We start from the raw sequence: 25890 nt of genomic DNA on the forward strand, positions 1-25890 counted from the left end.
GAATGGTCATGGCAAGTAGCGTGGAACCTAAGAATCAAAGAAAAAGAATCACCGTCTTTGCCGTGGACGATTCCCTCATTTATCGTAATTTACTTCGATCCGCAATCATGAGCGAACCGGAATTCGAATTTGTGGGAGCCGCAATTGATGGAATCTTCGCTTTGCCGAAGATAAGTTATTTAAAACCCGACTTCGTAGTAATGGACGTCGAAATGCCTCAAATGAACGGACTAGATGCTTTAGCCGAAATTAAAAAGAGCAATCCTGAGACTCGCGTAATTATGTTCAGTTCCCTCACGTCGGAGGGAGCGAAAACGACGCTACAGGCATTGGACATGGGGGCGCTGGATTTTGTCGCTAAACCTTCGCACATGACGAAAGGTAATGCCGGTATAAACGAAACGCTCGGATTATTATCGGATAAAATCAAAGCTATTTACGCGCAAGAGCTAGTGCGATTTCAGGATCGTAAAATCGGAACGCTCTCCGGTGAATCGGAATTAAAACCGAAGAGAAAATTCAATATCTGCGGGATTGGCATATCGACGGGCGGACCGGCGGCATTACGAGAGCTTCTCTCAAAGTTAAAACCGGATTTAAGGGGAATTATAATAATCGCTCAGCATATGCCGTCCGGATTTACGAAATATTTGGCGGAGAATCTTACGGCGAGTAGCGACTTCATCGTAAAAGAAGTCTCGGATGGGGAAATTTTAGAGGAAGGATCCATCTACGTCGCGCCAGGGGGGATGCAATTAGAAGTAATAAGAGATAAGCGGGGAGTGATCGGAAAAGTTTATCAAGGACCGTTACAAGAGTTATGCAAGCCTTCGGTGAATATTCTATTCAATTCGCTTGCCGAAAATTTTTCGAACGAATCGGTGGGGGTGATTATGACGGGAATGGGAGAGGATGGATATCTCGGAATGAAGAAAATGAAAGAAAACGGAGCCTACCTAATCGCACAAAGTAAAGAAACATGTCTTGTTTACGGCATGCCTAATAAACCCGTGAAAGAAGGCATCGTTAACGAAGTTCTAAGCATCGATTCGATCGCGGAACGAATTTCAAATTTTCTATCCAAGGACCTAACGTAATGAGCGAAGAAATTCTAAAATTTATGACCGCTTTAAAAAAAGATACCGGGCTATCCTTAAACGAGGAGAAAATTTATCTGATCGAGAGCAGACTTTCGGGACTGATGGAAGACTATAAAATGTCATCCTATCAGGAATTAACCGATCGATTTCAAAACCGCTCGGATAGGGAATTCCGCGAAAAAGTCATCGATAAAATCACGACCCACGAAACCAAATTCTTTCGCGACGATGGACTCTTCGAAGCATTGGTATCGCGAATCATTCCCGAGCTATTAGAACAACGAGTCCAATCCAATGCGAATTCGATCGGAAGCTACTTAAAAATATGGTGTGCAGCCTGCTCGACCGGCCAGGAACCGTATTCGATCGCAATGGAAATTAAAGAGAAGGCACCGGAAATATTTAAGAAAACCAGAATCTTCGCCTCGGATATCGCGTATGACACTCTCATAAAGGCAAAAAGCGGAATTTACAGCAATTTCGAAATTAGTCGAGGCCTCGATACAAAATATCTTAATAAATATTTTACTAAAATATCTGATACTGAATATCAGATTGACGACGAGATAAAATCGATCGTGGAATATAAATATCAAAATCTAATATCGGACGATTTTCCGACCGGATTCGATCTGATTCTATGTAGGAATGTATCGTATTATTTCGATCATGACGATCGAAGAAGGCTATTTAAGAAGATCCAGAAATCGATGAATCCGGATAGCTTTCTTATCCTCGGTTCGGCCGAATCCATTACGGATTATTCATCCACGTTCATAGTGCGTGAATTCGGAAAATTTAGATACTACGAATTAAATCCGACAAATGTAACGTTTTTTTCGAAAGGAGCTTAAGATGGCTACAGCAAAAATTCTAGCGGTCGACGATTCGGCTACTATGAGGAGTCTCGTTCAGCAGACTCTCGGTTTGGGCGGTTATGAAGTTATTCTTGCCGTTAACGGAAGGGAAGGGATGGAGAAACTCGATATGGAGCCCGTCGATCTAGTGATCACCGATATCAATATGCCGGTGATGGACGGAATTTCATTTATCAAGGAAGTCAGAAAAAAGAATCAAACGATTCCGATCCTGACTCTGACAACGGAATCGGAAGAGGACATTAAACGGCAAGGAGAGGAGGCAGGCGCCGACGGCTGGATCATAAAGCCGTTCCGCCCCGTTCAATTTTTGGATATTATCAAACAAGTCCTTCACTAATATGAATACAGTCGAACAAAATAAATCCAACAATATCCTTTCATTACCGCAGTTAACGACGATTATACACGCGAGCGGCTTTGCGACTTCGGACGTACTATACGGCGAAATATCGAGCTTAGGTCAGATACGCTTGATTCCGACCGGATCGATCGAAGAATCGATAGAAACATGTATAAATCTTCAACCGCAGATAATTCTACTCGATTTGGATTTAATTCGTCCTGATTTGAATTCGAACTTAAAATTGTTACGTAGATTATGCTCGGATGCACTCGTTATTCTAATAGTTTCGAACAACCAATCGATCTCGGAATTGAGCCATATCGATTGGATTTGGTCCTATATTAAGCGCGATAATCTCCAAGAAAATCTAAAGGAGAGAATCTCTGAGGCATTACAGTTTATAAAAGAAAATTCGGAGCGAATCCAGTTAGGAAGCAGACGGAACGAAAATCTTTCCTCGGAATTGGAATGGTTAATTTGGAAGGAATCTTCATCGGGTATTACGGAATTGGAATTAGGTAAAGGAATCCTTACTAGTCTTACTCGAAGTATGTTTCAGGGACTCGGAATCGGATCATTGGTCGGTCAACTAGATTTATGCGAATTTTTTATGCAAGAAGACGAAGGTTTTGTAAGAATTCCGGAAAAATTACTCTCGGTCGTGCTTAATACCAAAAATCTACTGAGGGATAGAATCGAAAAAATAGAATATTTCAAAAAGTATTTAGATCGTTCCATCGAAAAACAAACGATGAAGTCATCGGACATTAGAACGTACATAGAGGAGATAATACGAACACTTAGCCCGTTGCTTGAAATAAAAAAGCAGTCTATCGTAATTATGAAAGAATTCGAATCGATCGATTTGATCTGCAATCGAGATTTTCTACATTTTTCCATAACCGAAATTCTTGTGAATGCTATGAAATTTTCCCCGGATAATTCGGAGATCGTGGTTTCCTTCGTTAAGAGCGAAGATACCTGTAGCCTCTTGTTCAAGAATGACGTGAGTTCCTTTATTGAAGGAGGCCCGGGAATCCCGAACGAATATTATTATAAAGTATTCGAACCTTTCTTCCGACTCAATAATCTTTATGACGAGCGATTCTATTCTAACGAATTGGGAATGGGAATAGGATTGAATGTGGTTAGAAATCTTGCAAAGCAAATCGACTGCAGAACTTATCTGTATGAAATTAAGAAAACGAATCGGGAAGACAAAACGCGAAGGGTGGCAATTGAATTAAAATTCAAATTGGTTTCTTTAAAAAAGGAACAAAATTCTCTGAGGGTTTACGAAGATGGGAAGATCAGAAAAACGCATTCACCTTTTTAAAGAAAGCATTTACGTAACTAATTTTAAATCATCCGAGTTCTCCGAAAATCTGAGTGAAGATGCCGAAAAATCCGTTTATTTGAGGAATTTATTCGAAAAATATTCAAATATGCTTCGGAAAACGCCTGTCGGTAATGTCTCAATCGATTTTTTTCGGAAGGAGCAGGATGAGCGCTTTCATTCGGTTCAAGTCACAGGAAAGACTTTGCTAGTATCCGATAGTTCGAATAGAGATTCCTATTCGGAAAACGATCGCGGTCCACTCAGTTATTCATCAACGTTAAACGAAAGCGTTTCCTCGGAGCTGATTATTCCGATCCTGGTTCAAGAGGGAGAATCGAAAAAGAGACCGCTTGCATATATTCATGTGGTTTCGGTAGAGAATCGATTTACGAAAGAAACCGCGCAGGAGCTCGAATCTCTTGCGGTTGAAATTTCTCAAAATATAGAGGAATGGGGTCGGGAAAAAATATCGCAAAGGTTTATCGTTAGCGACATTTCACAAAACGGTATCGGGTTCGAGATTCCTCCCGCCGTCTCGAAAGATAATTTGAGCCGCTTTAAAAAATATGCATTTAAACTGGCTTTACCTAACCAGCGACCGTTTCTTCTGGAAGGAACTTTAAGATGGTGGGCAAAATCGGAAAGCGGAAATATGAACGTCGGATTGAAACTCGAGCGGAAGGATCGAGACGAAATAGAAAAGCAAAGATTCGAAATCGCGATAAAGCACCTGGAAAAATCGCTCGATAGATCGGACTCCTATTCGAATAGGCGCGGGGTCCAATCTCGCATCTCCGGCTATAAAATGAATTCTTCTAGCTCTCTCTTATATGTCGATCCGGATCCGTATTTCTCTAAGAGGGCGAATGAACTATTTAAAAACGAGGATTTGGTGCTGATATTCGCGGGTTCTCTGACGGAAGGACTAGTACAGTGTGCAAAATGGTCTCCGGCGGTGGTCGTGACCGAGATCGAATCCAAGAAGATTCACGTATTAGATTATCTGAAAGCTCTGCGAAAAATCTCTCCCGGAAGCTTGATTATCACCTACTCCAAAATGGAGCATACGAGCTTGAGCCTAAGCTCGTTCAATTGGATATGGGCCCAACTACTGAAGAAGAAGCAGGAAAAGCAATTATTGGAGTCCGTAAAAAACGCCTTAAGTTGGTACAAGGACAAGATCAGCACGTATCAAAATGTTCTTCAGGACGAAAAGAATCTAGCGGGAGAAATCGATTGGTTAATTTGGAAGGACTATCAAAGAAATTCAGATCAAATGACGGTCGGGAAAAATATCCTAAACAGCATTTCACATAGTTCTTCCCAGGGGATCGGCCTCGGCTCACTAATTTCCTATTTAGATCTCGCCGAATTTTCCCTGAAACGGGACGAGAACGACTGTCTGATTTCGAAGGATTTAATGAAATCAATCCTCGAAAACAAAAACATGATGAGGAGTTGGACGGAAAAATTGGACAAGTTAAAGGGCATGTTTGATTTGAAAATTTCCCCGGAAGCGTTGGACGTCGAGGAAGTTCAATCGATCATCAAGCAAACCATTTCCGATTTACATAAAACGGCAAAAATAAAGAACAATTATATCGTCTGCAAGGATAAGCATCTGGAATACAAGATAAAATGTAACCGAAGTTTCCTTGCATTTTCGATCAAAGAAATTCTAGTAAACGCGATGAAATTCTCTCCCGAGCATTCGAAGATACAAGTCATTATGTATCCGGAAAAATCCATGTTAAACGTCGATATCATCAACGAAATCGACAGGGACAAAACCGGCATTCGCGGAATTCCGAAAGAGTATTCCGAGAAATTATTCGAACCTTTTTTCAGAATGAATCATACATATGACGAGCGGTTTCAGGAGGCCGATTTCGGTTTTGGAATCGGTTTGAATTTAGTTCAAAACCTGGCGAAGCAGATCGGTAATACCGTTGGAATATCCGAAATAAAAGATTATTCCGGATCGAAACCCGCAAACAAAATTGCGACCAAAATACAAGTACCGATTCTTTAGAGGAAGGAAGAACAGAACGATTCCGAAGAAGATGCGATTCGGACAAGGATTGAAAACGGCCGTTAAAGCGATTAATTCAGTAATTTCGCAGGCAGTTTAAAGCTCATCGAGTCTTCTCTGGATTCGGGGAAGAGTTGTACGCTTACTTCCGGATAGAAATGACGCAACTTATCGATAATCTCATCCACTAAAATCTGTGGAGTCGATGCTCCTGCGGTAATCCCAAGGGTCTTAATTCGATTGTTTATCAGATATTCCTTATTTAGGTCGTCCGCCGAAGTGACTTTAAACGACGCCGGTTTGGATTTTTGCGCTAATTGCAATAACCGTAACGAGTTGGAACTATTATCCGCTCCGATAACCAACATTGCGTCGATTGAATCCATCATTTGCGCGACAGCTTCCTGGCGTTCGGTCGTAGCGTAGCAAATATCGTCTTTAGTCGGATGCTCGACTGTCGGGAATAATTCGGCGATTTTCTTAACGATTAGCTGAGTATCCGCTACCGATAGGGTCGTTTGCATCAGATAGGTGATCGGATTTTCCGGATTGATTTTATCAACGAGCTTTTCCACATCCTCAGGAGATTCGACTAGAAACATCTGTGCTTCGCCCATAGTTCCGATCGCTTCGTCGTGTCCCTGATGGCCGATGTAAATAATCTGGTATTCTTCTTTGTATCTTCTTGCTTTGCGATGAACTCTTGTCACTAAAGGACAGGTTGCGTCGCCGATCTGCATATTTCTAAGTTTAGCATCCTCTACGACTGCCGGAGAAACTCCATGCGCGGAAAAAATCACCGTTGCTCCATCCGGAGCCTCGTCTAGTTCGCTTATGAAGCGAATTCCCCGCTTTTTCATATCCTCGACGACTCGCCGATTATGGACGATTTCCTTCCGAACATAAATTTGTTCGGACGATTGCGCTTGCACTTGCTCCACATACGAAATCGCGTATTTAACACCGGCACAAAAACCTCTGGGATTGGCTAAGTAAATGGTCTGAAGCATACTTCTTTCAGCTTGTGCCGGATATTCACTCGGGGCAAGTACTTTCTACCAGAAGACAGAGGGCAGCGGACTGAAGACAGAACATTGATGAGCCGGGTTTCCATGTTCTGGAGAAAGATTCTTACGATTTTTCCTCCATCTCTACAGCATTTCTAACTTCGAGCAGCTTCTGTCTAGCGTGAGCAAAGCGAACGCGTCTGTCCTCAGTCTTCTGTCCCCCGGAAGGCGACATATCCGAATGAAGTAGGAAGGATTCTTTTATCGAAACCTAAGGGAAAAAAGTATCTACTCGGATTTTACGAATTGGACGATCCAAATGGTGAAGAGGTCAAGGAAGACCTCTAGGAAAGTCACATTCCTCGAAAGAGGATTCGGATTCAAGGAGGAACCGAATGATTATTAACCACAACATAAGCGCCATTTTCGCTCATAGAACATTGAAGTTCAATAGCGAAAGCATGACTAAAGACATTGAAAAATTGTCTTCCGGTATGCGGATCAACCGTGCAGGTGACGACGCTTCCGGTTTGGCAGTGTCCGAGAAAATGCGGACTCAAGTCGGCGGTTTACGCAGGGCGGAACAAAACACCGAAGACGGTATGTCTCTGATTCAAACGGCGGAAGGGTATCTGCAAGAAACCCATGAAGTCGTTCAAAGGATTCGAGTTCTGGCGGTACAAGCCGCAAACGGAATCTATTCGGAAGAAGACCGTCAACAAATTCAAGTAGAAGTATCTCAGTTGATCGACGAGATCGACAGGATCGCTTCTCAGGCCGAATTCAACAAGATGAAGCTTCTTACGGGAGCTTTCGCTCGTTTGAATCCGACCGCGAGTATGTGGTTCCACATGGGTGCGAATATGCACCAGAGAGAAAGAATATACATCGAAACGATGAACACTGCGTCTTTGGGTCTTAGAAACCCGACCGTGTTGACCTTCATCTCTCTTTCTACGGCGGGAAAAGCCAACTCCGTGATCGGATTGGCGGACGATGCGCTCAGACTGATCTCCAAACAGAGAGCGGATCTGGGGGCTTATTACAACCGTTTGGAACATGCCGCTAAGGGGTTGATGAACGCTTACGAAAACATCCAGGCTGCAGAGTCTCGGATCCGTGACACGGATATGGCTGAACAAATGACCAGCTTTACCCGTTATCAGATCTTGACGCAAGCTGCGACCGCGATGCTCGCTCAAGCGAACATGAAGCCGCAAACCGTGCTGCAGCTATTGAAGTAATTCAATAGCTCGCCGATCGGTTTCTTAGTCTGAGGACCGGTCGGGCACGTCCTTAAGCGAATGCAGGTTCTTTCGACGGGACCGACGGATTTATAATTTTGTTATAAATCGCCGTACGACTCTGAAGCCTAACGTTCTTTTAAAGAACCGTTGGGCTTTTTTTTGCCTAAAATTTCTTCCCTTTGAAATCCAAAAATTCCTTTCACTCTGTCCGGCAGATGCAAGAACTTCAATTTAGGATAAAACCGGATCCGTTCGTTCCTATAGAATGGGGTGGCTATCCGCAATCCGGAAAATTCCAAATTGGGTTCCGTCCCGGGAGAATTCTTTGAAGTTCAGATTCGACTCCGTGCTCTTTTTACTGGGTTTATATTTTCTCTTTTTGATTTTAGGTTTAGGCTCGTTTCCCTTGATCGATTGGGACGAGAATATCTACGGGGCCGCATCCAAAGGGATGTTCTTATCGAGGGATTTTTTTAGAATCACGGTAAACCAGCAATTATTCACGGAAAAGCCGCCTTTGTATTTTTGGTTGGCCGCGATTTCTTATTCCGTTTTCGGGCTTAACGAATTCGGGACCCGATTTCCTTCCGTTTTGAGCGCGGTTTTAGCCTTCGGAACGATTTATTTTTTTGGGAAGCGGCTCCGATCCTCCTCGTTCGGAATTCTTTGGGCCCTTTTGTATTCTTCTTCTTTACTTCCCTTGGTTCTTGCAAGAACCGCGTACATCGACCACCTATTTAATACCTTCATCTTCTTAGGTGCTGCCGGACTTTGTTTCTATGATATTGATACAAGGAAGCAAACTCTAGGGGCTTGGAAATGGCTTGTCGCGGCTTCGGCGAGCATGGCCCTGGCGGTTCTGGCAAAGGGGCCTCTCGGTCTTGGCATTCCGGTCGTGTCCTTTCTCGCAATGAGAATCTTTGAGCGAAGGTACAAAATCTCGCTTGTGGATATTGCGCTCGGTGCAACGGTTTTTATCGGAGCCGTCTCGATCTACTATCTGACGGATTACCTTCTTCACGGCGATGAATTTCTACAGGGATTTTTGGAATTTCAACGGAAGTTGTTAACCAAGTCCCTAGAATCGCATACGGGTCCCTGGTTTTATCATTTCATCGTGGCGTTGATCGGCTTCTTCCCCTGGACTCCGTTTCTATTCGCATATATTTCCAAGGATAAGCGGGAATTTTTAAGAGAAGAGGGGATCCGTCAGGTTTCACTGCTCATGATTGCCTGGACTGCGATCGTACTTATCATATTTTCCATCGTCCAAACTAAGCTTCCCCATTATTCTTCTTCGATTTACTTTCCTCTGTCCTTTTTTACCGCCTTGGTCCTGGAAAGATTCGGTTCGGAACTCATGCTCAAAAAAGGGATTACTCTCTCCTTTCTTTCCTTCGGTTTTCTGTTAAGCGTCCTATTTTTAGGGCTCGCCGCCTTGGCGAATTATCTGATACGGTCCGGATTTTCCGATGAGAAAGTATTTCCCCATTTCGGATTAACCGATTCGATTCCGGGTTTAATTCTTCTAACGGGAATCCTATTCGCTTATTTTCGGGGTAGAAACGTCAGGCAAGCTCACTTATTGGGGAAATTCGTCTTTCCGGTTTGGATCACCTTGCTCGTATTCCTGATTTCTCTTTCGGTTACTCTGGCCCCGAAAGTAATCGATCTACTCCAAGGAAAAACATTACGATTATTTGATAGAGTCGTTCAAAAAGAAGGAGGAGAGGTCATCTTTTATAAATATCTTTCCTTTTATCCGATGTTTTACAGGAACCAACCTATCCATATCATCGGAAGCTATAAATTCAAGGACGAAACGGATCTATTGAATCATCCTCCGGAAGGAAAGAAGCTCTTTATCATCGGAAACGCGAATAGTCAAACTGAATTAATTTTTCTTTACCCGAATCGCAGATTTATCCCGATCGAAACGGAAGGCGGATTGGTATTATTGCAGGTATTATAGAAGCGGAAACAAACCTATAACTCGATTACGATCTCGCCGTTACACAAATAGCGAGATCGTTAGTAGAATCTACTCTTCTTTATATTTCAATAATTGAAGTTCGAAATTGAATCGTTGAATTTTCGCGACGGTATGAAGGATTAAACCGATCGAAAAATTCAGTATGGATGCGATCATTAAACCGGTGGCTAAAATGGCGAGAGGTACGTGATATACGTATTTGTATTTCCAATAATCCCATACCGCTTGGCTTCCGGACGCAATTGCGGCTATAAACGCAATAACCGAGAGGAAACCGAAAAAATGCATCGGTTTATAATCTTTAAAAATCCAGAGAATATTATTTACGACTCTGTAGCCGTCTCGAAACGTATTCAATTTCGAAAAACTACCGGACGGCCTATCTTTGTATTGGATTGGAATCTCGCGAATCGCAAACCTCTTATCTAAGGCATGCAGGGTCATTTCAATTTCCAGTTCGAAACCGGAAGCCAAAATCGGATAATTCTTAACGAACTTTCTGGAAAATACGCGATACCCGCTCATTGCATCCCGCAATTTCACGCTAAAAAGAAAATTGATCAGCCGAATGACGAGCTGATTTCCTAGAGAATGGAACATCCTCTTATTCTCCCGACCATAATCGCCCCGGCTTAATCGGTCGCCGACCACCATGTCCAGTTCGTTCTTAACTAATTCATCCGTCAATTTCCGAACTTCGTCGGCGGGGTACGTCGTGTCCGCATCGGACATCACGTAAACGTCCGCATCCGCCAGCGAAAACGCCTTTCGGACCGCATTCGCTTTTCCCTGTCTATTTTCGAATAAGACGGAACCTTTAATTTTATGTTTCTTAAATGTTTCCGTCGCGATCAGATTCGTTTTATCTTTGGAGTTATTATCCACCACCCAAAAAACGGCATTCGGTAATTCTTTGTAAAAGGAGAGAATCGTTTCGCGAATCGTGATCTCTTCGTTGTAAGCGGGAATAATCACCGCTATACGCTTGTCTTTCATAGTACTGCTAAATCCCGTTACCTTTCAGAACTCGAGAACCGAGGTTTCGTAGAAACCAAAAAGTGAGTTAACGGGAATAAGCAAAGACCTTTTTAAAGCCGAAAAAAAGTTTTCTTAAAAATCCTAGGAGAAGGAATTAGGTTAATACGCCGTCATGATAGCAAAGTCGATATCGTCCGGAATGGACGAATTTAAATGAATTTCCGAAATTGGAAACGGCCGCTCCTCGGTCTTTTCGTTACAATCGTTGTGGCCATCTTAGGCCTGAATGCTTGGAGCCTCTTTTTTTTACGCTCCGATCTTAAACCGAAACGGATTCCGAACATTACCCAACCGCTAGGCCGGGAAATCCAGAATCCTTATCTCAAATCGACTCGGATGAAATGGATAAAAACCGCAATTCATTTGCATAGCAATCGGGCTTGGTTTACGCCCATCCGAAATTCGCCGGAAGAAATTCAGGAAGTATATTCCAAGAACGGATATCGAATTCTCGCGTTTACGGATTATGAAAGCGTAACTAGGATCGAATCAAATAAGACAGCGCAGGTACCGGGGTACGAGTGGGGAAGGAATCTCGTAAAAAGACATCTTACCGTATTGGGTCTTGAAGACGCGGACCACGATTTTTTCCCCCTATTCGCATTTCCCGAAAATATACAATGGGAAATCGACAGTCTTCAAAAAAAGGGCGCATTCGTCGCAATCAATCATCCTCTGCTGAACGATAGTTTTCCACTCAAGGTTCTCGAAAGACTGAGCGGGTATAACGCGATCGAAGTGCTATCTCCGTTCGGGGATATATTCGCGTACTGGGATCAATTACTAAGCTCGGGTGTTTCTTCTTTCTGCATGGCGGGAGACGATTTGCATTATCTTCCGAAAGAAGAATATTTAAAAGTCGCAAAAACGGGATTTCCTAGTTTCCGGCAAATCGCAACCGAGTGGTACGACGAGGACGGAGAATCCCTTATGCGGTATATCCTTTTAAATACCGATTCTTTGGAGAAGGAGGATATCCTCGCGGCCCTCAAGAACGGGAACTATGCCTGCGTTCGAAAAATGTCCCGAGTTCTGAGCGACCCGAAGGTGAAAGCCTTTGGAATCCGAAACGGGGACGAGGTCTTTTACGAATTTGACGAAACTCCTTTGACGGTGGATTTTATCGGTAGGAACGGAGAGACATTGTCCAGATCGTACGGCCAAAAAAAAGGAACATATCGGTTTCGCCCGGGAGATTTATACGTTCGAATCCAAGCCTTTTTACCTACAGGTTTAATCCTAAGTAATCCTTTCTATAGAAAGCAAATTCCAAACTAGATCGCCGGTATTGTTCTTCGAATCGGCGTGGACCTTTTTTTCTTGACAAATCCGTTTTAGAAACAGTCAGATTGAGTGAGATGGGGTTTTCTCCTAGAAAGACGATAGGGTTTGTGCTCGCAATCGGTTTTGCGTTGCAGGTAACCTGCGCTTCCTTAGCCAGTCTATTGGGAGTTTGCCCGGTTGGGACTGTACCAACCGGAATAGCAAGCTCGTCATTAGAAGACGAACTTCCGCCCTGTCATAAATCTTCCCAAACGGAAGACGAATCTTCCTCCTCGGATACCTCCGGAAGCGATTGTTGTCAAAAAGAATTGACCGTATCCTTCGAAACCCCAACCCATAGGATATCGTCGGAAAAAATAAAGTTCCAATTCGTTCACTTATTTTCAGTATTCCCGATCCGATTTGCCTTTCAAAGCGTCTCCAATCAACGGCAAATTCACGCGGACGGAATTCCGTTTTTTTCCGCCATCCACTCTCCGAGCGTTCTTCAAGTTTTTTTAATTTAATATACAGCTCTTAATTCCCCGACAAACCTTTAGGAGGATTTATGAGCGGTCTACGCATATTTTCTAATATTATCATTTTCCTAGTTTCACTTCCGATCTTCTCGGAGACGAAACGACTAGAAGAAATTCTTGAGATTCTTGCCAAGGAGCATCCCGAAGCAAAATCTTTGGCCGGAGTTTCGCATGCGCATAAATCGCATTCGGATGCCTCCGGCATTCTCCCCGATCCGAAGATAGGATTTGCATACCGAAATTATCCGACTCGGAACGGCTACTCGCTTAACGGAAATCGGGCCTTGGATACGCCCACGATGACGGGGATGGAATTCTCCGTTTCCCAGGAATTTCCCTTTCCCGGAAAATTGGGAACCGAAAAGAGGATCTCAAAAATTATGGAGAGCGAGGCGACTCTCGGTTATCAGGTCGGAGTCAATCGAATGCTGGGGGATTTTTTTATTCGTTTGAATCGTTTTCAACGGATCGAAAAGAAAAAGCAGATCAACGGCAGAATTTTGGATCTGCTCAACGCGCAAAAATCCATTGCCGAAGGATATTATTCCGCGGGAAGCGTGCCTTTAACCGGAGCCTTGAAAGCTTCGATCGCAAAGACGGATGCGTTAGAGAAGGAAGCGGAGTATAATACAAATTTAAAGGATTTAACCTCTCAGCTCGAATACTATAAGGTGTTGGATCGAGTCTCTCTCTCGGATTTATTTCGGATCAATTTGGATTCGTTTTTAGAAGAGAGTCTTCAGAGATTGAATACACTGGCGATTTCCGGCGTTGCTACGGTGGAAGAAACTCCCGATTATAAAATTTTGCTAGCGGAAGAGAAAAGACTGAAAGAGCAGACTAAATTGACGAAATATTCCCTGGCTCCGCAGACGGAGGTTTTTTTTTCATACATGAAGAGAAAACCTCAAACGTTCGCCTTGGACTCCGGCCCATTAAACTATAGTTTAATGGATACCACCGAGTATAGAGGAGATTTATTCAGCTTCGGCGTCAATATGCGCGTTCCTGTCTGGTCGGCTTTAAAGTGGAACTCCATAACCGGAGAAACGGAACATTTGGCGGAAGTAGGAAAAGACTCGGTAGACAAGACTCGGGCGCAAATGGTCTCCGAAATCAATCGGGGTATCGAGGTCATCCGAGGAACTTCCAATCAAATTCAAATCATCGAGAAGAAATTGATTCCGGAAATGGAAAAGGCGGCCAGAGCCAGTGCCTCTCTTTACGCTCCCGGCAAAGCCAATCTCCAGGACACTCTTCTTGCCCAGACGGAAGTGCTGAATGCGAAGATCAGATTGGAAGATCTGCGCGAGCGTAAAAATGAAAGCATCTTAAATATGCTCAAACTTCTTAGCATAATTTACCAGGATCAGAAAGTTCCTCAGCACGAAAAGCATCAGCCTGACGTTACGTTAGGCAGAGGTCGCGAATGAAAGGAAAGGATGCTAGTAATATGCAAGATTTTCGATATACTAAATATTCGAAGAAAGTCGTCGTTTTTACGGGGCTCATTTCATTATTCCTTATACTGGTCGCCTGCGGAAAGAAAAAGGAAATATATTATTGCCCGATGCATCCGACTTACATTTCGGACCGTCCCGGGACATGTCCGATCTGCGGGATGGATTTGGTAAAAAAAGAGGCCGATCCATCCCGCCAAAGTCATTCGAAAAATACCAAAACTACGGAATCATCGAACAACGAAACGGATCATAATCCGTCTCATGAAAAGAGCGATAATTCCCATCAGGAAGAAACGACCTCCGAAATAGTTCTCTCCGCCGAAAAACAACAATCTATCGGCATTAAGACCGATTTGGTACTTCGCAGAAACTTGACGAAGAGGCTAAGCGCTTATTCGAACGTCGCCTATGACCCGGATCTGTACGCAGCTCTTACCGAATATAAGGAGGCTCTACGAACTTCGGAGGTTATATCCGAGGCAGGCTCCTCGATCAGCTTGACGAATCTACAGATGCGCCTTAGACAATTGGGTCTGTCCACGGATCAAATTCGTGTTTGGTCCTCTCGACAGAGAGATCCTTCCGAATTGATCTTAGGCGGGAAGGCCGGACGAGCTCATATTTATTCTCAAATTTATGAATCGGATCTTTCGACGGCCAAAGTGGGATTACCGTTTATTTTCAAGACGGACGTTTATCCCAATAAGGAATTCAAAGGTAAAATCAAAAGTATCGATACGATTCTGGATAAAAATAGTAGAACATTAAGACTGCGAAGCGAAGTGTCGGATCCTCAGCACCTTTTAAAACCGCAGATGTTCGGTGAAGCCAGAATCGAAGTGTCGCTTCCTTCCATCCTAACCTTACCGACTTCTGCGATTCTGGATACCGGAATGCGTAAGATGGCTTATATTCAGACCGGTCCGGAACGGTTTCGACCGGTCGAGATTCAAACAGGTAGGACCGTCGATTCCTGGACCGAAGTCATTTCCGGAGTAAAGGAAGGGGAACGAGTCGTCGCCGAATCCACCTTTTTAATCGATTCCGAAGCGAAAATCCGTTTCGGGAATAACGCTCATAATCATTAAGGTTGTAAATTCCCCATGATTCAGAATATCATTCGTTTTTCGGCTCATAATAAATTTCTTATACTTCTTTTTACGTTAGGAATCCTTGTCGCTTCGTATGTTTCGATGAAAACGATTCCGTTGGACGCGATTCCCGATCTTTCGGACACTCAGGTTATCGTATATTCTAGGTGGGACCGAAGTCCGGATATCATAGAGGACCAAGTAACGTATCCGATCATAACCTCCTTACTGGGGGCGCCTAAGATTAAAGTAGTGCGAGGATTTTCCGATTTCGGATTTTCCTATGTTTACGTGATTTTTCAGGACGGTACCGATATCTATTGGGCTCGTTCCAGAGTTCTGGAATATCTATCCAGAATCCAATCCCAACTTCCTGCAGGCGTGAAAACCGAATTGGGACCGGACGCCAGTGCGGTCGGGTGGGTGTTCCAGTATGCCTTAGTCGATACGACCGGAAATAATTCACTCGCCGATTTAAGAACCTACCAGGATTTCCATCTAAGATACTTGCTGAATTCGGTGCCGGGAGTTTCGGAGGTCGCAGGAATCGGCGGATTCAAAAAACAGTACCAAATCACCATCAACCCGAACGCTCTTCGTTCCTATAATATAGGATTCGAAACGTTGGTTCAGAAAATACGGGAAAGCAATCAAGAAACGGGAGGAAGACTCCTCGAAATTTCCGGCGCCGAATATATGGTTCGGGGGCGAGGGTATTTAAAATCGCTGACCGACATAGAGAATATTCCTTTATCAACGGACATTAATGGAACGCCGGTACTTTTAAGGAATATAGCCTCCGTACAATTCGGACCCGATATTCGAAGGGGAATCGCCGACCTAAACGGGGAAGGGGATGTGGTCGGCGGAACGATCGTGATGAGACACGGTGAGAATGCGCTTTCGGTCATCGAGAGGGTTAAGGCCAAAATCAACGATATCAAGGCGAGCCTTCCCGTCGGGGCCGAGATCGTAACCACGTATGATCGATCGGAATTGATCGATCATGCGATTTCTAACCTGAAATTTAAACTAATGGAGGAGATGCTCATCGTTTCTCTGGTGATTCTCGTTTTTCTTTGGCACTTCCCGTCGGCAATCATCCCCATACTTACTATACCGATCTCCGTCATCGTAGCATTTATTCCGATGAATCTTTTGGATGTTAACGCAAATATAATGTCCTTGGCGGGGATGGCGATCTCCATCGGCGTACTAGTGGACGGAGCGATCGTCGAGGTGGAAAACGCGTATAAGAAATTGGAGGAGTGGGAATCGGGAGGAAGAAAAGGCGACTATCATATGGTTCGTCTAGAAGCTTTGCTAGAGGTCGGTCCGTCCGTATTCTTTTCCTTATTAGTCATTGCGGTGGCATTCTTCCCGATCTTCACTCTGGTGGATCAGGAAGGTAGACTCTTTCGTCCATTAGCTTATTCTAAGAATATCGCTATGGCAGTGGCGGCTCTGCTTGCGATTACGCTCGATCCCGCCTTTCGAATGCTATTTACACGAATGGAGCCGTTTCGGTTCAAGAGCGCATTGCTTTCGAAGGTTGCAACCGCGTTGTTCGTAGGAAAATATTATCCGGAAGAAAAGCATCCGGTAAGCAAGATTCTTTTCCGACTTTACGGGCCGGCTTGTCATTGGGTCTTAGAAAGACCCAAAACCGTTATCGCTTCGGCGCTGGCTTTGGTTTTTTTGACGATTCCCGTCTATTTGAGTTTGGGATCGGAGTTCATGCCCCAACTTTATGAAGAATCCCTTTTATACATGCCCACAACGCTTCCCGGTATCTCCGTAGCCGAAGCGGAAAAACTGATGGTGGCGATGGATAAAAAGATCAAATCGTTTCCCGAGGTAAAAAGAGTATTCGGAAAAGCGGGAAGATCCGATACCGCGACGGATTCCGCTCCCTTTTCAATGATGGAGACGGTGATTCTACTAAAGCCTCAGGACGAATGGAGGACAGCGAATCGATTTTATTCCGATTGGCCGCGAATTCTACAACTCCCGTTTTTACCTTTCGTAAACGAACGATTGAGCAAGGACGAACTTATCGAACTGATGAACCGAGAGATGCAATTTCCCGGAGCGACGAACGCTTGGACGATGCCTATAAAAACTCGGATCGATATGTTAAGTACCGGGATGAGAACTCCGATCGGAATCAAGGTCCTCGGTTCTTCCCTGGATGAAATTGAAAAGATAGGAATTCAAATCGAAACTTTGCTCAAAACGAATCAGGACGTGAGAAGCGTCTTTGCGGAAAGGACGGCAGGAGGCTACTTTTTGGATCTGGAACTGAAACGGGAAAAATTGGCCAGATACAATATTTCCGTCGATGCCGCCCAACAAATCATAGTAGCGGCTATCGGCGGAGAGCAGGTAACTCAAACGGTAGAGGGACGGGAACGATTTTCCGTGAACGTCCGCTATCCCCGCGAACTGAGAGATTCTGTGGAGAAAATACGATCGATTCTGGTTCCGACTCAGGAATTCGGCCATATCCCGATCGGAGAAATCGCAGATATCAAAACTAAAACCGGACCGTCCATGATTCGGGATGAGAACGGATTTTTAGCCGGGTATGTCTATGTGGATCCTTCCACGTCCGACATCGGAGGCTTCGTAGATCAGGCAAAAAGAAAGGTTTCCGAATCGATCCGGCTCCCACCCGGCTATTCGATCCTTTGGAGCGGTCAGTACGAAAATATGCTGAGAGTTCGGGAAAGAATGAAATACATTTTACCGCTAACTATCTTTATTATTTTTCTACTATTGTATTTTAATACGAAATCGTACGCGAAAACTATAATCGTTCTCCTAGCGGTTCCGTTTTCATTGATCGGCGCGGTGGGATTATTGTACGTCTTGGATTATCATGTTTCGGTCGCGGTCTGGGTCGGCATGATCGCATTGATGGGCTTGGACGCCGAGACGGGAGTTTTTATGCTGCTCTATTTGGATCTTTCCTACGAATCCGCCGAACGAAAAGGGATGGTTCGAACTCGGGAAGACCGCATAAACGCGATCATACACGGAGCCGTCCATAGGGTTCGCCCCAAAATCATGACCGTCCTGGCTGCGATGATGGGTTTACTTCCGATCATGTGGTCCAACGGGACGGGTTCGGACGTAATGAAACGAATCGCGGCGCCCATGGTCGGCGGGCTTGCCACGAGCTTCCTACTGGAGCTTCTAGTATATCCGCCTATTTACTTATTATGGAAAGAAGGGAAACTCGTCTTTGGACAATCTCTACCGATCGTTTCCAAATTTTTCGACCGAACCGAATCTAAGAAAAAAGACGTTCTAATAACGCAGGTAAAATCGGAAAGTGAAACATTGAATGAAGCGGATTCTTACGAAGATGAAATTCGAAAGACGGCTCAAATCAGAGGAAAGAAGCTTAAAAAAAAGACACTTTCCTAGACTCATTCGTATTCTTGGAGATTTAGGTCGGATGGAAATGAGATACAGTTTCGATTCGGACACTCGAGCCGAGACCACTTGTCAAAAAAATACGCAATAAAGAAATTACGTTTCTCTTAATCGTTTTTTGCGACGCAAAAGACGATTAAGAATTCAAATGTTAAGCGAACAAAATTTTCATCTTGATCAAGGGAATCCTCATTCGTATAATGTGGTTAATTCGGTATTAATTGCCGAGAAAATGTTTAGAAAGCCCGTGGAGACACTATGAAAAAAATATTCGCAACCATCCTATTGTCGGCAATCATTCCGACGATCGGCGTTTATGCATTCAGCGATTTGGAAAAACTTCTGATCGCGGAAGCGACCACACCCGAGTTAAAGAAAATAGCGAAAGATTATTTCCTCAGAAAAGCTCAGGATCAAAAGGAGCTGGCCGAAAAATATAAAACCTTAAGCAACCTGAATCGGGGCGGTAAGTCGACTGCTGAAGACGCAGACAGAAAGAAGTACAAACAACTTTCCGAGCAAGTCGCCCAAGAGGCCGAAAAATATAAGGCTCAAGCCGATAAATTGTAAAGGAATCGTCCGTAAAGGTTTTCCGGATCCTTTCAAATCCGGGGAACCGATTTACCGAATTTGCCTATGAGTCAAGAGGGAGATAAGCGACAAAATTGTACTCCGGAATTTTCGGTTCCCATCCATAGGTTTCCTGAATCTTCCGTTCCAATCCCTCGGCGCCACCCTTTTCCCCGTGAACGATATATATCCTAGGGTTGGATCCTCTTAGATCCGATAGCCAATCGACAAGTTCCGCTTGATCCGCGTGTGCCGAGAATCCGTCTATGATATCGACGCTACATCGGACAGGATGCCATTTTCCGCGTATTTTAATTTCTTTTTCCCCATCCAAGAGATTCCTTCCACGAGTTCCTTCCGCCTGGTATCCCGCGAGCAAAACCAAGGAATTGGGATCTTTCAGAGTCTCCTCTAAATATGTAAGTACTCGCCCTCCGGTTGCCATCCCGCTTCCCGCGATTACGATCTTAGGGCCCATTAAAGTGGAAATATGCTTGGTTTCATCCGCGTGTTGCACGATCGAAATTTGTTCGCACATCGCGTCCAAGTCCGATTTATTAATCTTATGCCAATCCGCTCCGTAACGACGAAAGATTTCCAGAATATGAAGCCCCATCGGAGAATCCATATAAACGGGCGTCGGAGGAATTCTTCCTTCAATCCTCAATTTCCAAAGCAGATACATGAGAAGCTGAGTCCGCTCGACAGCGAAGCTTGGAATGATTATGCTTCCTTTTTTTTCCGCGAATTCGTTTATCAACGATGCTAATTTATTCTCGGACTTTCCCGAATGAAGCCTATTACCGTACGTAGATTCGATCAAAAGCAAATCCGCATGTTTCGGCTTTTCGGGAGGAAACAAGAGCGGATCGTCTTTTCTTCCTAAATCTCCGGAAAACAAAAACGTCTTCCCGTTAACTTGGATCTCGATCGAACTGGCGCCGAGAATATGTCCTGCATAAAAAAAACGGGCTCGTATCCGCGGGAACAAGTCGAACCAAACGCCGATTTCCCGTCTGCGAAAGAAAGAAATGGTCTTTTCTACATCCTTTATTTCATAAAGAGGTAAAGCAGGCAAATGCTTCGAATACCCGTGACGATTTGCAGCCTCCGCGTCTTCTTCTTGCAGATGGGCGCTGTCTTTTAAAATGATCTCGGCTACGTCGAGGGTAGGAGCGGTTGCCAAAATGTTTCCTGAAAATCCCGATTTCACCAACCTAGGTAAGTAACCTGTGTGATCCAAATGTCCGTGAGTCAAAAGGATAACATCGATTCGTTCAGCCTCCGTCGGAAGAACATCCCAATTTCGTAAGCGCAATTCCTTAATGCCTTGGAATAATCCGCAATCGATCAAAATATTTTTGCCGAATACGGTAAGGAGGTATTTAGATCCGGTGACGGTGCCGACAGCTCCTAAAAATCGTAAGCTTGCGATTTCGGAATTCATAGAAAGAATTATCCTTTATTAATATATTTAAGCATAAAAAAGCCCGCCTGATTAGCGGGCTTACAATTCATAATTTTAAGTTCGACCGATAAAATCCGAACGAACTGCACTTTCAGGCTTCAAGTTTACTTTAAGGTAAAAGATCAGCCGAATCTTTCGCTCAAAAGCTTTACGACCTGCTCGGGTCGCATGTTTGCTTGCGCCAGCATCGCGACTCCGCTCTTGGTCAGTATTTGATTCTTCGTAAATTCCACGATATGTTCCGCGACGTCCGCGTCTCGAACGCGACTTTCCGCCGAAACCATATTAATGTAATTTGCCTGTAAACCTTCCGCCGTAATCTCTAATCGGTTGTAGTAAGCTCCTAAATCGGATCTCTGCTTATTGACTCTTTGGATTGCATTATCCAAAATGCCGATCATCGAATTGGAGGAAGCCGGAGTGGATAAAGTCTGCTTTTTCCCGTTGCTTTCCAATTGTAAAGCTGCTGCGTTCATAGCGTCCACGAAAATTTCGAGCTTCTCGTTCTGATTCGGACCAACGTGAAGTTGGATGGGATTCTTGGATTCCTTGGAATAAGCCCCGCTTAACGGGCGAATCTTATTGAATTCGGCCGTTTTTCCCAAACGATCCACTTCGTCTATCAGTTGGTCGACTTCGAGCTGAACCAATTTTCGATCGTCGTCCGAGTAGATTCCGTTGGAAGTCTGAACGGAAAGCTCTCTCAATCTTTGCAGAATATTATTCACCTGCTCTAGATTTCCTTCCGTGACTTGGATAAAGGAAACTCCGTCCATTACGTTTCGTTCCGCCTGAGCGATGCCTCGAATCTGAGTCCGCATTCTTTCGGATACCGCAAATCCCAACGCATCATCTCCGGCGCGATTGATGCGCATTCCGGTAGAAAGCTTTTCTGCGACCTTGTCCTGATCTTGGTTTACTGTCTTCAGTACATTATTCGTACGAAGAGCGCTGATGTTGTGATTGATAATCATCAACAACCTCCCTGTAGATGAGGTACGGATCCGTCCGCACCTATATTTCCGGATCTTTGGGGGGAGGGGAGCCCCCCGGGCTACCCGGGTTCCACTGCGAATTTCCGCTCCCTAATTTTTCCGAAGGGGCGGACTTTTTTTATAATTTCTCCTAAAGGACTAAACCATCAAAGACGATATTGTCTATAGGGAAAATTCTGTTTAGAATATACTCCCTTTTGATCAATCTGCAACTTTTTTTCCTGGTACCAGCCCTTTTCCTAGGGAAATTTCTGCCCCTTCCTAAGATTTTGTCTCCTAATTCCTTATTTATATGAAAATATACACGAAAAAGGGCGACTCTGGGACAACCTCTCTTGCCAACGGATTGAGAGTTTCCAAAGCGGATGACCGCGTTGAATTGTACGGAACCGCAGACGAATTGAATTCTTCCTTGGGAGTGGCAAGCGCCTTCCTGAAATCGGATTCTAAATTAAGAGCGAGTCTAGAACGAATCCAAAATCTTCTATTTGAATTAGGATCGGAACTCGCAGGTTACAGAAAGGATGACGGTACTTCCTGCTTGTTGGAAGAAGATACTCTCCAGCTGGAACGAGAAATCGATGAATGGCAAAATTCCCTTACCCCTCTTAAGCATTTTATACTGCCAGGAGGTTCCCAGGCCTCGGCACTTCTTCATGTAAGCCGCACTCTAGCCCGCAGGCTTGAAAGAGAATTGGTAAAGGCCAAAGATTCCCGCATGGAAATTCATCCGGAAACTTTGAAATTCCTAAACCGTCTCTCGGATCATTTATTCGTAGCCGCTCGATATGCAAATTTCGAATCCAATATAAAGGAGCCTCAATGGCAGTCGAGAGCCAAGGGAAATTAAGACATCCGAAAGGACTTTTTATTCTTTTCTTAGTCGAGATGTGGGAAAGATTTTCCTTCTACGGAATGCGGGCCCTGCTCGTTTTGTTTCTGACTAAGGAATGGCTGCTTTCCGATCCGGAAGCAAACCGAATTTACGGAGTCTATAACGGACTCGTATATCTAACTCCGATCTTCGGAGGATTTCTAGCGGATCGTTTTTTAGGGTATCGATCGTCCATCTTTCTGGGGGGACTTTTGATGATGTTCGGACACCTCTCCTTAGCCATAGACGGAAGCGTTCCGTTTTTTTTAGGCTTGGCTCTTTTGATCTTAGGGAACGGATTCTTTAAGCCCTGTATTTCGACTGTGGTTGGTAGAATTTACGAATTGGAAGGAAAGTCCGATTTAAAGGATTCGGGTTTTACGATTTTCTATTTCGGAATCAATACAGGCGCGGTGCTAGGAACCTGGGCCTGCGCGAACATCGCTGATATTTACGGTTGGCACTACGGATTCGGAGTCGCGGCAGGAGGAATGCTGACCGGATTACTTATCTTTGCCTTTCTAGGAAGAAAGATCTCCGGAAAGGCTTTTATCCCCGGAAACGATACGGATTCGAAGATCGAGTCCGAAGCCTCCTACGTCGATAGTTCATCGACCGGCATTGTGGACGCGGGAAGGATCCGGGCAATTCTGGTTTTTTCTAGCGTCACGATCGTCTTTTGGGCTTCGTTCGAACAGATGGGTTCCTCCTTGAACCTGATCATTGATCGGTATGTGGATCGAAATTTCTACGGTTGGGAAATCCCCGCCGCTAATTACCAATCCTTAAATCCTATTTTTGTGATCTTACTTTCGTTGGCGATCTCTTGGGCCTGGAGAAAATTAGAAGCCTCGGGAATTCATGTTTCAAGCGTCACTAAATTTTGCTCGGCATTGATTACCCTTGCCTCGGGTTTTTTGGTTCTTTCCATCGCAACTTCGGTATCGTCGGGTAAATTCTCTTCGGGGTGGATCGTTCTTGCGATTTTATTCCATACCATCGGAGAGCTTTTGATTTCGCCGGTCGGCTTATCTTTAATCACGAAACTTGCTCCGACTAAAATGGCATCCATGATGATGGGGATCTTTTTTCTTTCCAGCTTCTTCGGACATTTGATCGCCGGCGAACTGGCGGGTCTCATGGGAGGACGGGAGAATCTACCCGTCTTCTTTCTGATCTTCGTGATCTTTCCGGGAATCGTAGGAATCTTCTTATTTCTGTTTCGGAAAAAATTAGAAGCTTGGATGCATGGAGTAAGATGAAATCGAAAATTTCAATTCTTATTCTGATCTGTATTTTTCAAGTTCCGTTAGTTGCGGATCCGTTTCAAGATCTGCTAAAGGACGATTTCTCCAGAGGTCAGACCTTACTGATCAAGAATACCGTCTTTCAAAAAATCGGAAAAAGATCCGGCGACAAAGATGTCCTGGCAATCACCAAGAAAATCGTCCCTTGGGCAATTTTGGAAGGTTTGCCGCCGGAGAAAGTAGCGGACCTAATTTTAAAAATTGATATCGCGCAAACTGCGGGACTTAGTTTTGAAGAAGCGGAAGACGCGATTCCTCCTTCCGCTACTCGGAATCTTAGCGACGAAGATTTTCCGTACGTCGCATTGTATTTAAAGGAAACGAAATTGTCGGGGATTCGAGAGGAGGTTCGAAATCGATTCCTGGAGGCTGCCTTAGAGAAACAATGGTCCGGATTTTCCGTTCTAGCGGGCGGACGGGCCTTGTCTGCAGGAAAGCTGGTTGATTTTCCGCAAAATAGACTCGCGACAAGGATTCTAAAACGATTCAGCCCGGGAGGAAGAAAGGAAACTCTCGCCCGGTGGGAAAAGGATTTTAAATCGGTATTGAACGATACGCTGGAAGGAGGTTCGTACATTCTTCTTTCAAATCTGAAGACGGTCTATAACCAAGGTTTGAATTCGAAAGAGCCCGACTTGAGCAAAGCTAGAGCAGTAGAAAACTCGTTACGCGAAATCGGTCAGATCGTAATCGGAGATCGCCCGAAGTTCGAACCGGTTAGCGAACCGCCCTTAGTTCCGAATCTTCCCGAACCGAATGAACCCTTGCCGGAACCGAACGTTATAAAACAAAATTGGCAGACAGTATCGGCGTCTATGCTGCGTAAGGTTGCCGGAGAATGGGTAGGAACTCCTTATAAATGGGCAGGGGCGGCAAAAACAGGCACCGACTGCTCCGGGTTTACTTACAGAGCCTTGACCGATACTAGAATCGGAGTCCCGGAAAATCGAATGTCCCGGGCCTCCAACGCTCAAACGAAACTCGGAGTCGCCGTCGCTCATAACGAAATGCGAGCAGGAGATTTGATTTTCTTTTCCGCGTCACCCAACCAGGCAAAAGTAACCCATGTCGGACTAGTACTTTCGGAAACAGAGTTTGCGCATGCTTCCTCTTCTCGCGGAGTAATTTTCGATAAGGTCAATTCCAAGTGGTGGCTGGATCGTTTCGTACTCTCAAGACGATTATTTCGGACTGTGATCGATTAAAATCCGCGTCGGCTTTCGCCTAAGATCTCAGGTAAAATGCGAAAGATTTTAGCTCATTCTCCCAAATTCATTTCCTCTACGATCCAGAGTAATACCTTCGCCTTCGCGATCGGATCGGGATGAGAGAGAATCTCCTGCTTTTTCTGGAATTCGAAATTTAAAATCGAAGAAATGAAGTCGATCGGGAACGGGTGATTCCAGAGTTCGTTCATCCGCAAAATCAGATCTTCCTGCGCGCCTTCCGCCAAGAGAATTCGCTTGGTTAAGGAAAGAATCTTATCGAATACATCACGAAAACCGTCTTCTTTCGTGTACTTTGTCTCGGAGGGAATTTTCTCGATGATTCCGATTCGAAACGGATCCATGACCTCGTATCCGCTTAGTTTAGCGATCCCTTTCCCTTCGAGAAGAATATTCGATCTTCCGTCCGGAAGGGGATCCCGTCGGATAATCGTTCCCCAACCAAAAACGGATTCGATCTCCGGATGAGGATCCTGCTTCTTTAAGGAATCCATTCGAATCGGAGCCACCGCCATTTCTTCCCCCGACTCGGAACAATAATCCAACATCATTCGATACCTGGGTTCGAATATATGTAGAGGAAGAAACGTTCCCGGAAATAGAATGATGCCGGGAAGGGGAAAGATAGGGATTGTAGTTGTTGACACCGAAGGAATATCCTAACCTTTTGAAG

General features: G+C 44.5%; 21 protein-coding genes. 16 read left to right on the top strand and 5 right to left on the bottom strand.

All coding sequences use genetic code 11. The features are described from left to right. Nucleotides 1-8 precede the first annotated feature (8 nt). From cheB to LEP1GSC047_RS05485, 5 genes are read left to right on the top strand one after another with little or no spacing between them, the layout of a single operon-like run. Nucleotides 9-1097, top strand: coding sequence for a chemotaxis-specific protein-glutamate methyltransferase CheB (gene cheB / locus LEP1GSC047_RS05465; protein WP_010419475.1), 1089 nt, complete (start codon nucleotides 9-11; stop codon nucleotides 1095-1097). Then, nucleotides 1097-1954, top strand: coding sequence for a CheR family methyltransferase (locus LEP1GSC047_RS05470; protein ID WP_010419472.1), 858 nt, complete (start codon nucleotides 1097-1099; stop codon nucleotides 1952-1954). The genes cheB and LEP1GSC047_RS05470 overlap by 1 nt, the downstream gene beginning before the upstream one ends. A 1-nt stretch (nucleotide 1955) precedes the next feature. Next, complete coding sequence (locus LEP1GSC047_RS05475) at nucleotides 1956-2318, top strand: response regulator (protein WP_010419469.1); 363 nt, start codon at nucleotides 1956-1958, stop codon at nucleotides 2316-2318. Nucleotide 2319: 1 nt separating this feature from the next. Next, a complete protein-coding gene (locus LEP1GSC047_RS05480) occupies nucleotides 2320-3660 on the top strand; it encodes a sensor histidine kinase (protein WP_010419466.1) in 1341 nt (446 codons plus the stop codon). Then, a complete protein-coding gene (locus LEP1GSC047_RS05485) occupies nucleotides 3626-5695 on the top strand; it encodes a DUF1577 domain-containing protein (protein ID WP_010419464.1) in 2070 nt (689 codons plus the stop codon). The genes LEP1GSC047_RS05480 and LEP1GSC047_RS05485 overlap by 35 nt, the downstream gene beginning before the upstream one ends. Before the next feature lie 71 nt (nucleotides 5696-5766). Here the strand turns inward: LEP1GSC047_RS05485 and ispH are convergent, their stop codons facing one another. Next, the gene (ispH, locus tag LEP1GSC047_RS05490; protein WP_010419460.1) at nucleotides 5767-6705 is read right to left on the bottom strand and encodes a 4-hydroxy-3-methylbut-2-enyl diphosphate reductase; all 939 of its coding nucleotides are present in this window, start codon (nucleotides 6703-6705) and stop codon (nucleotides 5767-5769) included. Between the two features lie 392 nt (nucleotides 6706-7097). Here ispH and LEP1GSC047_RS05495 point away from each other — a divergent pair, with 392 nt between their 5' ends. Then, on the top strand, nucleotides 7098-7946 hold the full coding sequence (locus LEP1GSC047_RS05495) for a flagellin N-terminal helical domain-containing protein (protein ID WP_010419457.1): 849 nt from the start codon (nucleotides 7098-7100) through the stop codon (nucleotides 7944-7946). Between the two features lie 328 nt (nucleotides 7947-8274). Continuing rightward, nucleotides 8275-9921, top strand: a complete 1647-nt coding sequence (locus LEP1GSC047_RS05500; RefSeq protein WP_010419455.1) for an ArnT family glycosyltransferase — start codon at nucleotides 8275-8277, stop codon at nucleotides 9919-9921. A 69-nt stretch (nucleotides 9922-9990) separates the two neighbouring features. Here LEP1GSC047_RS05500 and LEP1GSC047_RS05505 read toward each other — a convergent pair whose 3' ends face one another. After that, complete coding sequence (locus tag LEP1GSC047_RS05505) at nucleotides 9991-10938, bottom strand: glycosyltransferase family 2 protein (RefSeq protein WP_010419452.1); 948 nt, start codon at nucleotides 10936-10938, stop codon at nucleotides 9991-9993. A 195-nt stretch (nucleotides 10939-11133) separates the two neighbouring features. Between LEP1GSC047_RS05505 and LEP1GSC047_RS05510 the strand changes: the two genes are divergently transcribed. From LEP1GSC047_RS05510 to LEP1GSC047_RS05535, 6 genes are all read left to right on the top strand, one after another. Further along, nucleotides 11134-12258: a CehA/McbA family metallohydrolase domain-containing protein gene (locus LEP1GSC047_RS05510; RefSeq protein ID WP_020988307.1), complete on the top strand. Its 1125-nt coding sequence runs from the start codon at nucleotides 11134-11136 to the stop codon at nucleotides 12256-12258. Nucleotides 12259-12338: 80 nt separating this feature from the next. After that, nucleotides 12339-12770, top strand: a complete 432-nt coding sequence (locus tag LEP1GSC047_RS05515; protein ID WP_010419447.1) for a hypothetical protein — start codon at nucleotides 12339-12341, stop codon at nucleotides 12768-12770. Nucleotides 12771-12811: 41 nt separating this feature from the next. Beyond that, on the top strand, nucleotides 12812-14215 hold the full coding sequence (locus LEP1GSC047_RS05520) for a TolC family protein (RefSeq protein ID WP_010419445.1): 1404 nt from the start codon (nucleotides 12812-12814) through the stop codon (nucleotides 14213-14215). A gap of 20 nt (nucleotides 14216-14235) precedes the next feature. Further along, a complete protein-coding gene (locus LEP1GSC047_RS05525) occupies nucleotides 14236-15333 on the top strand; it encodes a heavy metal-binding domain-containing protein (RefSeq protein ID WP_039934152.1) in 1098 nt (365 codons plus the stop codon). A 15-nt stretch (nucleotides 15334-15348) separates the two neighbouring features. Further along, nucleotides 15349-18768 (top strand): efflux RND transporter permease subunit, encoded by a 3420-nt coding sequence (locus tag LEP1GSC047_RS05530; RefSeq protein WP_010419439.1) that lies wholly within the window; start codon nucleotides 15349-15351, stop codon nucleotides 18766-18768. A gap of 267 nt (nucleotides 18769-19035) precedes the next feature. Continuing rightward, nucleotides 19036-19347 (top strand): hypothetical protein, encoded by a 312-nt coding sequence (locus LEP1GSC047_RS05535; protein ID WP_010419438.1) that lies wholly within the window; start codon nucleotides 19036-19038, stop codon nucleotides 19345-19347. Nucleotides 19348-19411: 64 nt separating this feature from the next. On the opposite strand, the gene LEP1GSC047_RS05540 is transcribed toward LEP1GSC047_RS05535, so the two are convergent. Next, nucleotides 19412-20794, bottom strand: a complete 1383-nt coding sequence (locus tag LEP1GSC047_RS05540) for an MBL fold metallo-hydrolase RNA specificity domain-containing protein (protein ID WP_010419436.1) — start codon at nucleotides 20792-20794, stop codon at nucleotides 19412-19414. 143 nt (nucleotides 20795-20937) lie between these two features. Continuing rightward, nucleotides 20938-21789, bottom strand: coding sequence for a flagellin N-terminal helical domain-containing protein (locus LEP1GSC047_RS05545; protein WP_010419434.1), 852 nt, complete (start codon nucleotides 21787-21789; stop codon nucleotides 20938-20940). A gap of 313 nt (nucleotides 21790-22102) precedes the next feature. On the opposite strand from LEP1GSC047_RS05545, the gene LEP1GSC047_RS05550 reads away from it, so the two are divergent. From LEP1GSC047_RS05550 to LEP1GSC047_RS05560, 3 genes are read left to right on the top strand one after another with little or no spacing between them, the layout of a single operon-like run. Then, complete coding sequence (locus tag LEP1GSC047_RS05550; protein ID WP_020988412.1) at nucleotides 22103-22660, top strand: cob(I)yrinic acid a,c-diamide adenosyltransferase; 558 nt, start codon at nucleotides 22103-22105, stop codon at nucleotides 22658-22660. Next, nucleotides 22633-23946, top strand: coding sequence for a peptide MFS transporter (locus LEP1GSC047_RS05555; protein WP_010419428.1), 1314 nt, complete (start codon nucleotides 22633-22635; stop codon nucleotides 23944-23946). Before LEP1GSC047_RS05550 ends, LEP1GSC047_RS05555 begins: the two co-directional genes overlap by 28 nt. Beyond that, nucleotides 23943-25196 (top strand): C40 family peptidase, encoded by a 1254-nt coding sequence (locus LEP1GSC047_RS05560; RefSeq protein ID WP_020988313.1) that lies wholly within the window; start codon nucleotides 23943-23945, stop codon nucleotides 25194-25196. The genes LEP1GSC047_RS05555 and LEP1GSC047_RS05560 overlap by 4 nt, the downstream gene beginning before the upstream one ends. A 53-nt stretch (nucleotides 25197-25249) precedes the next feature. On the opposite strand, the gene LEP1GSC047_RS05565 is transcribed toward LEP1GSC047_RS05560, so the two are convergent. Next, nucleotides 25250-25873 (bottom strand): LON peptidase substrate-binding domain-containing protein, encoded by a 624-nt coding sequence (locus LEP1GSC047_RS05565; RefSeq protein WP_180993194.1) that lies wholly within the window; start codon nucleotides 25871-25873, stop codon nucleotides 25250-25252. Between the last annotated feature and the right edge of the window lie 17 nt (nucleotides 25874-25890).

The sequence above is a fragment of the Leptospira inadai serovar Lyme str. 10 genome (assembly GCF_000243675.2).
GTDB lineage: Bacteria > Spirochaetota > Leptospiria > Leptospirales > Leptospiraceae > Leptospira_B > Leptospira_B inadai.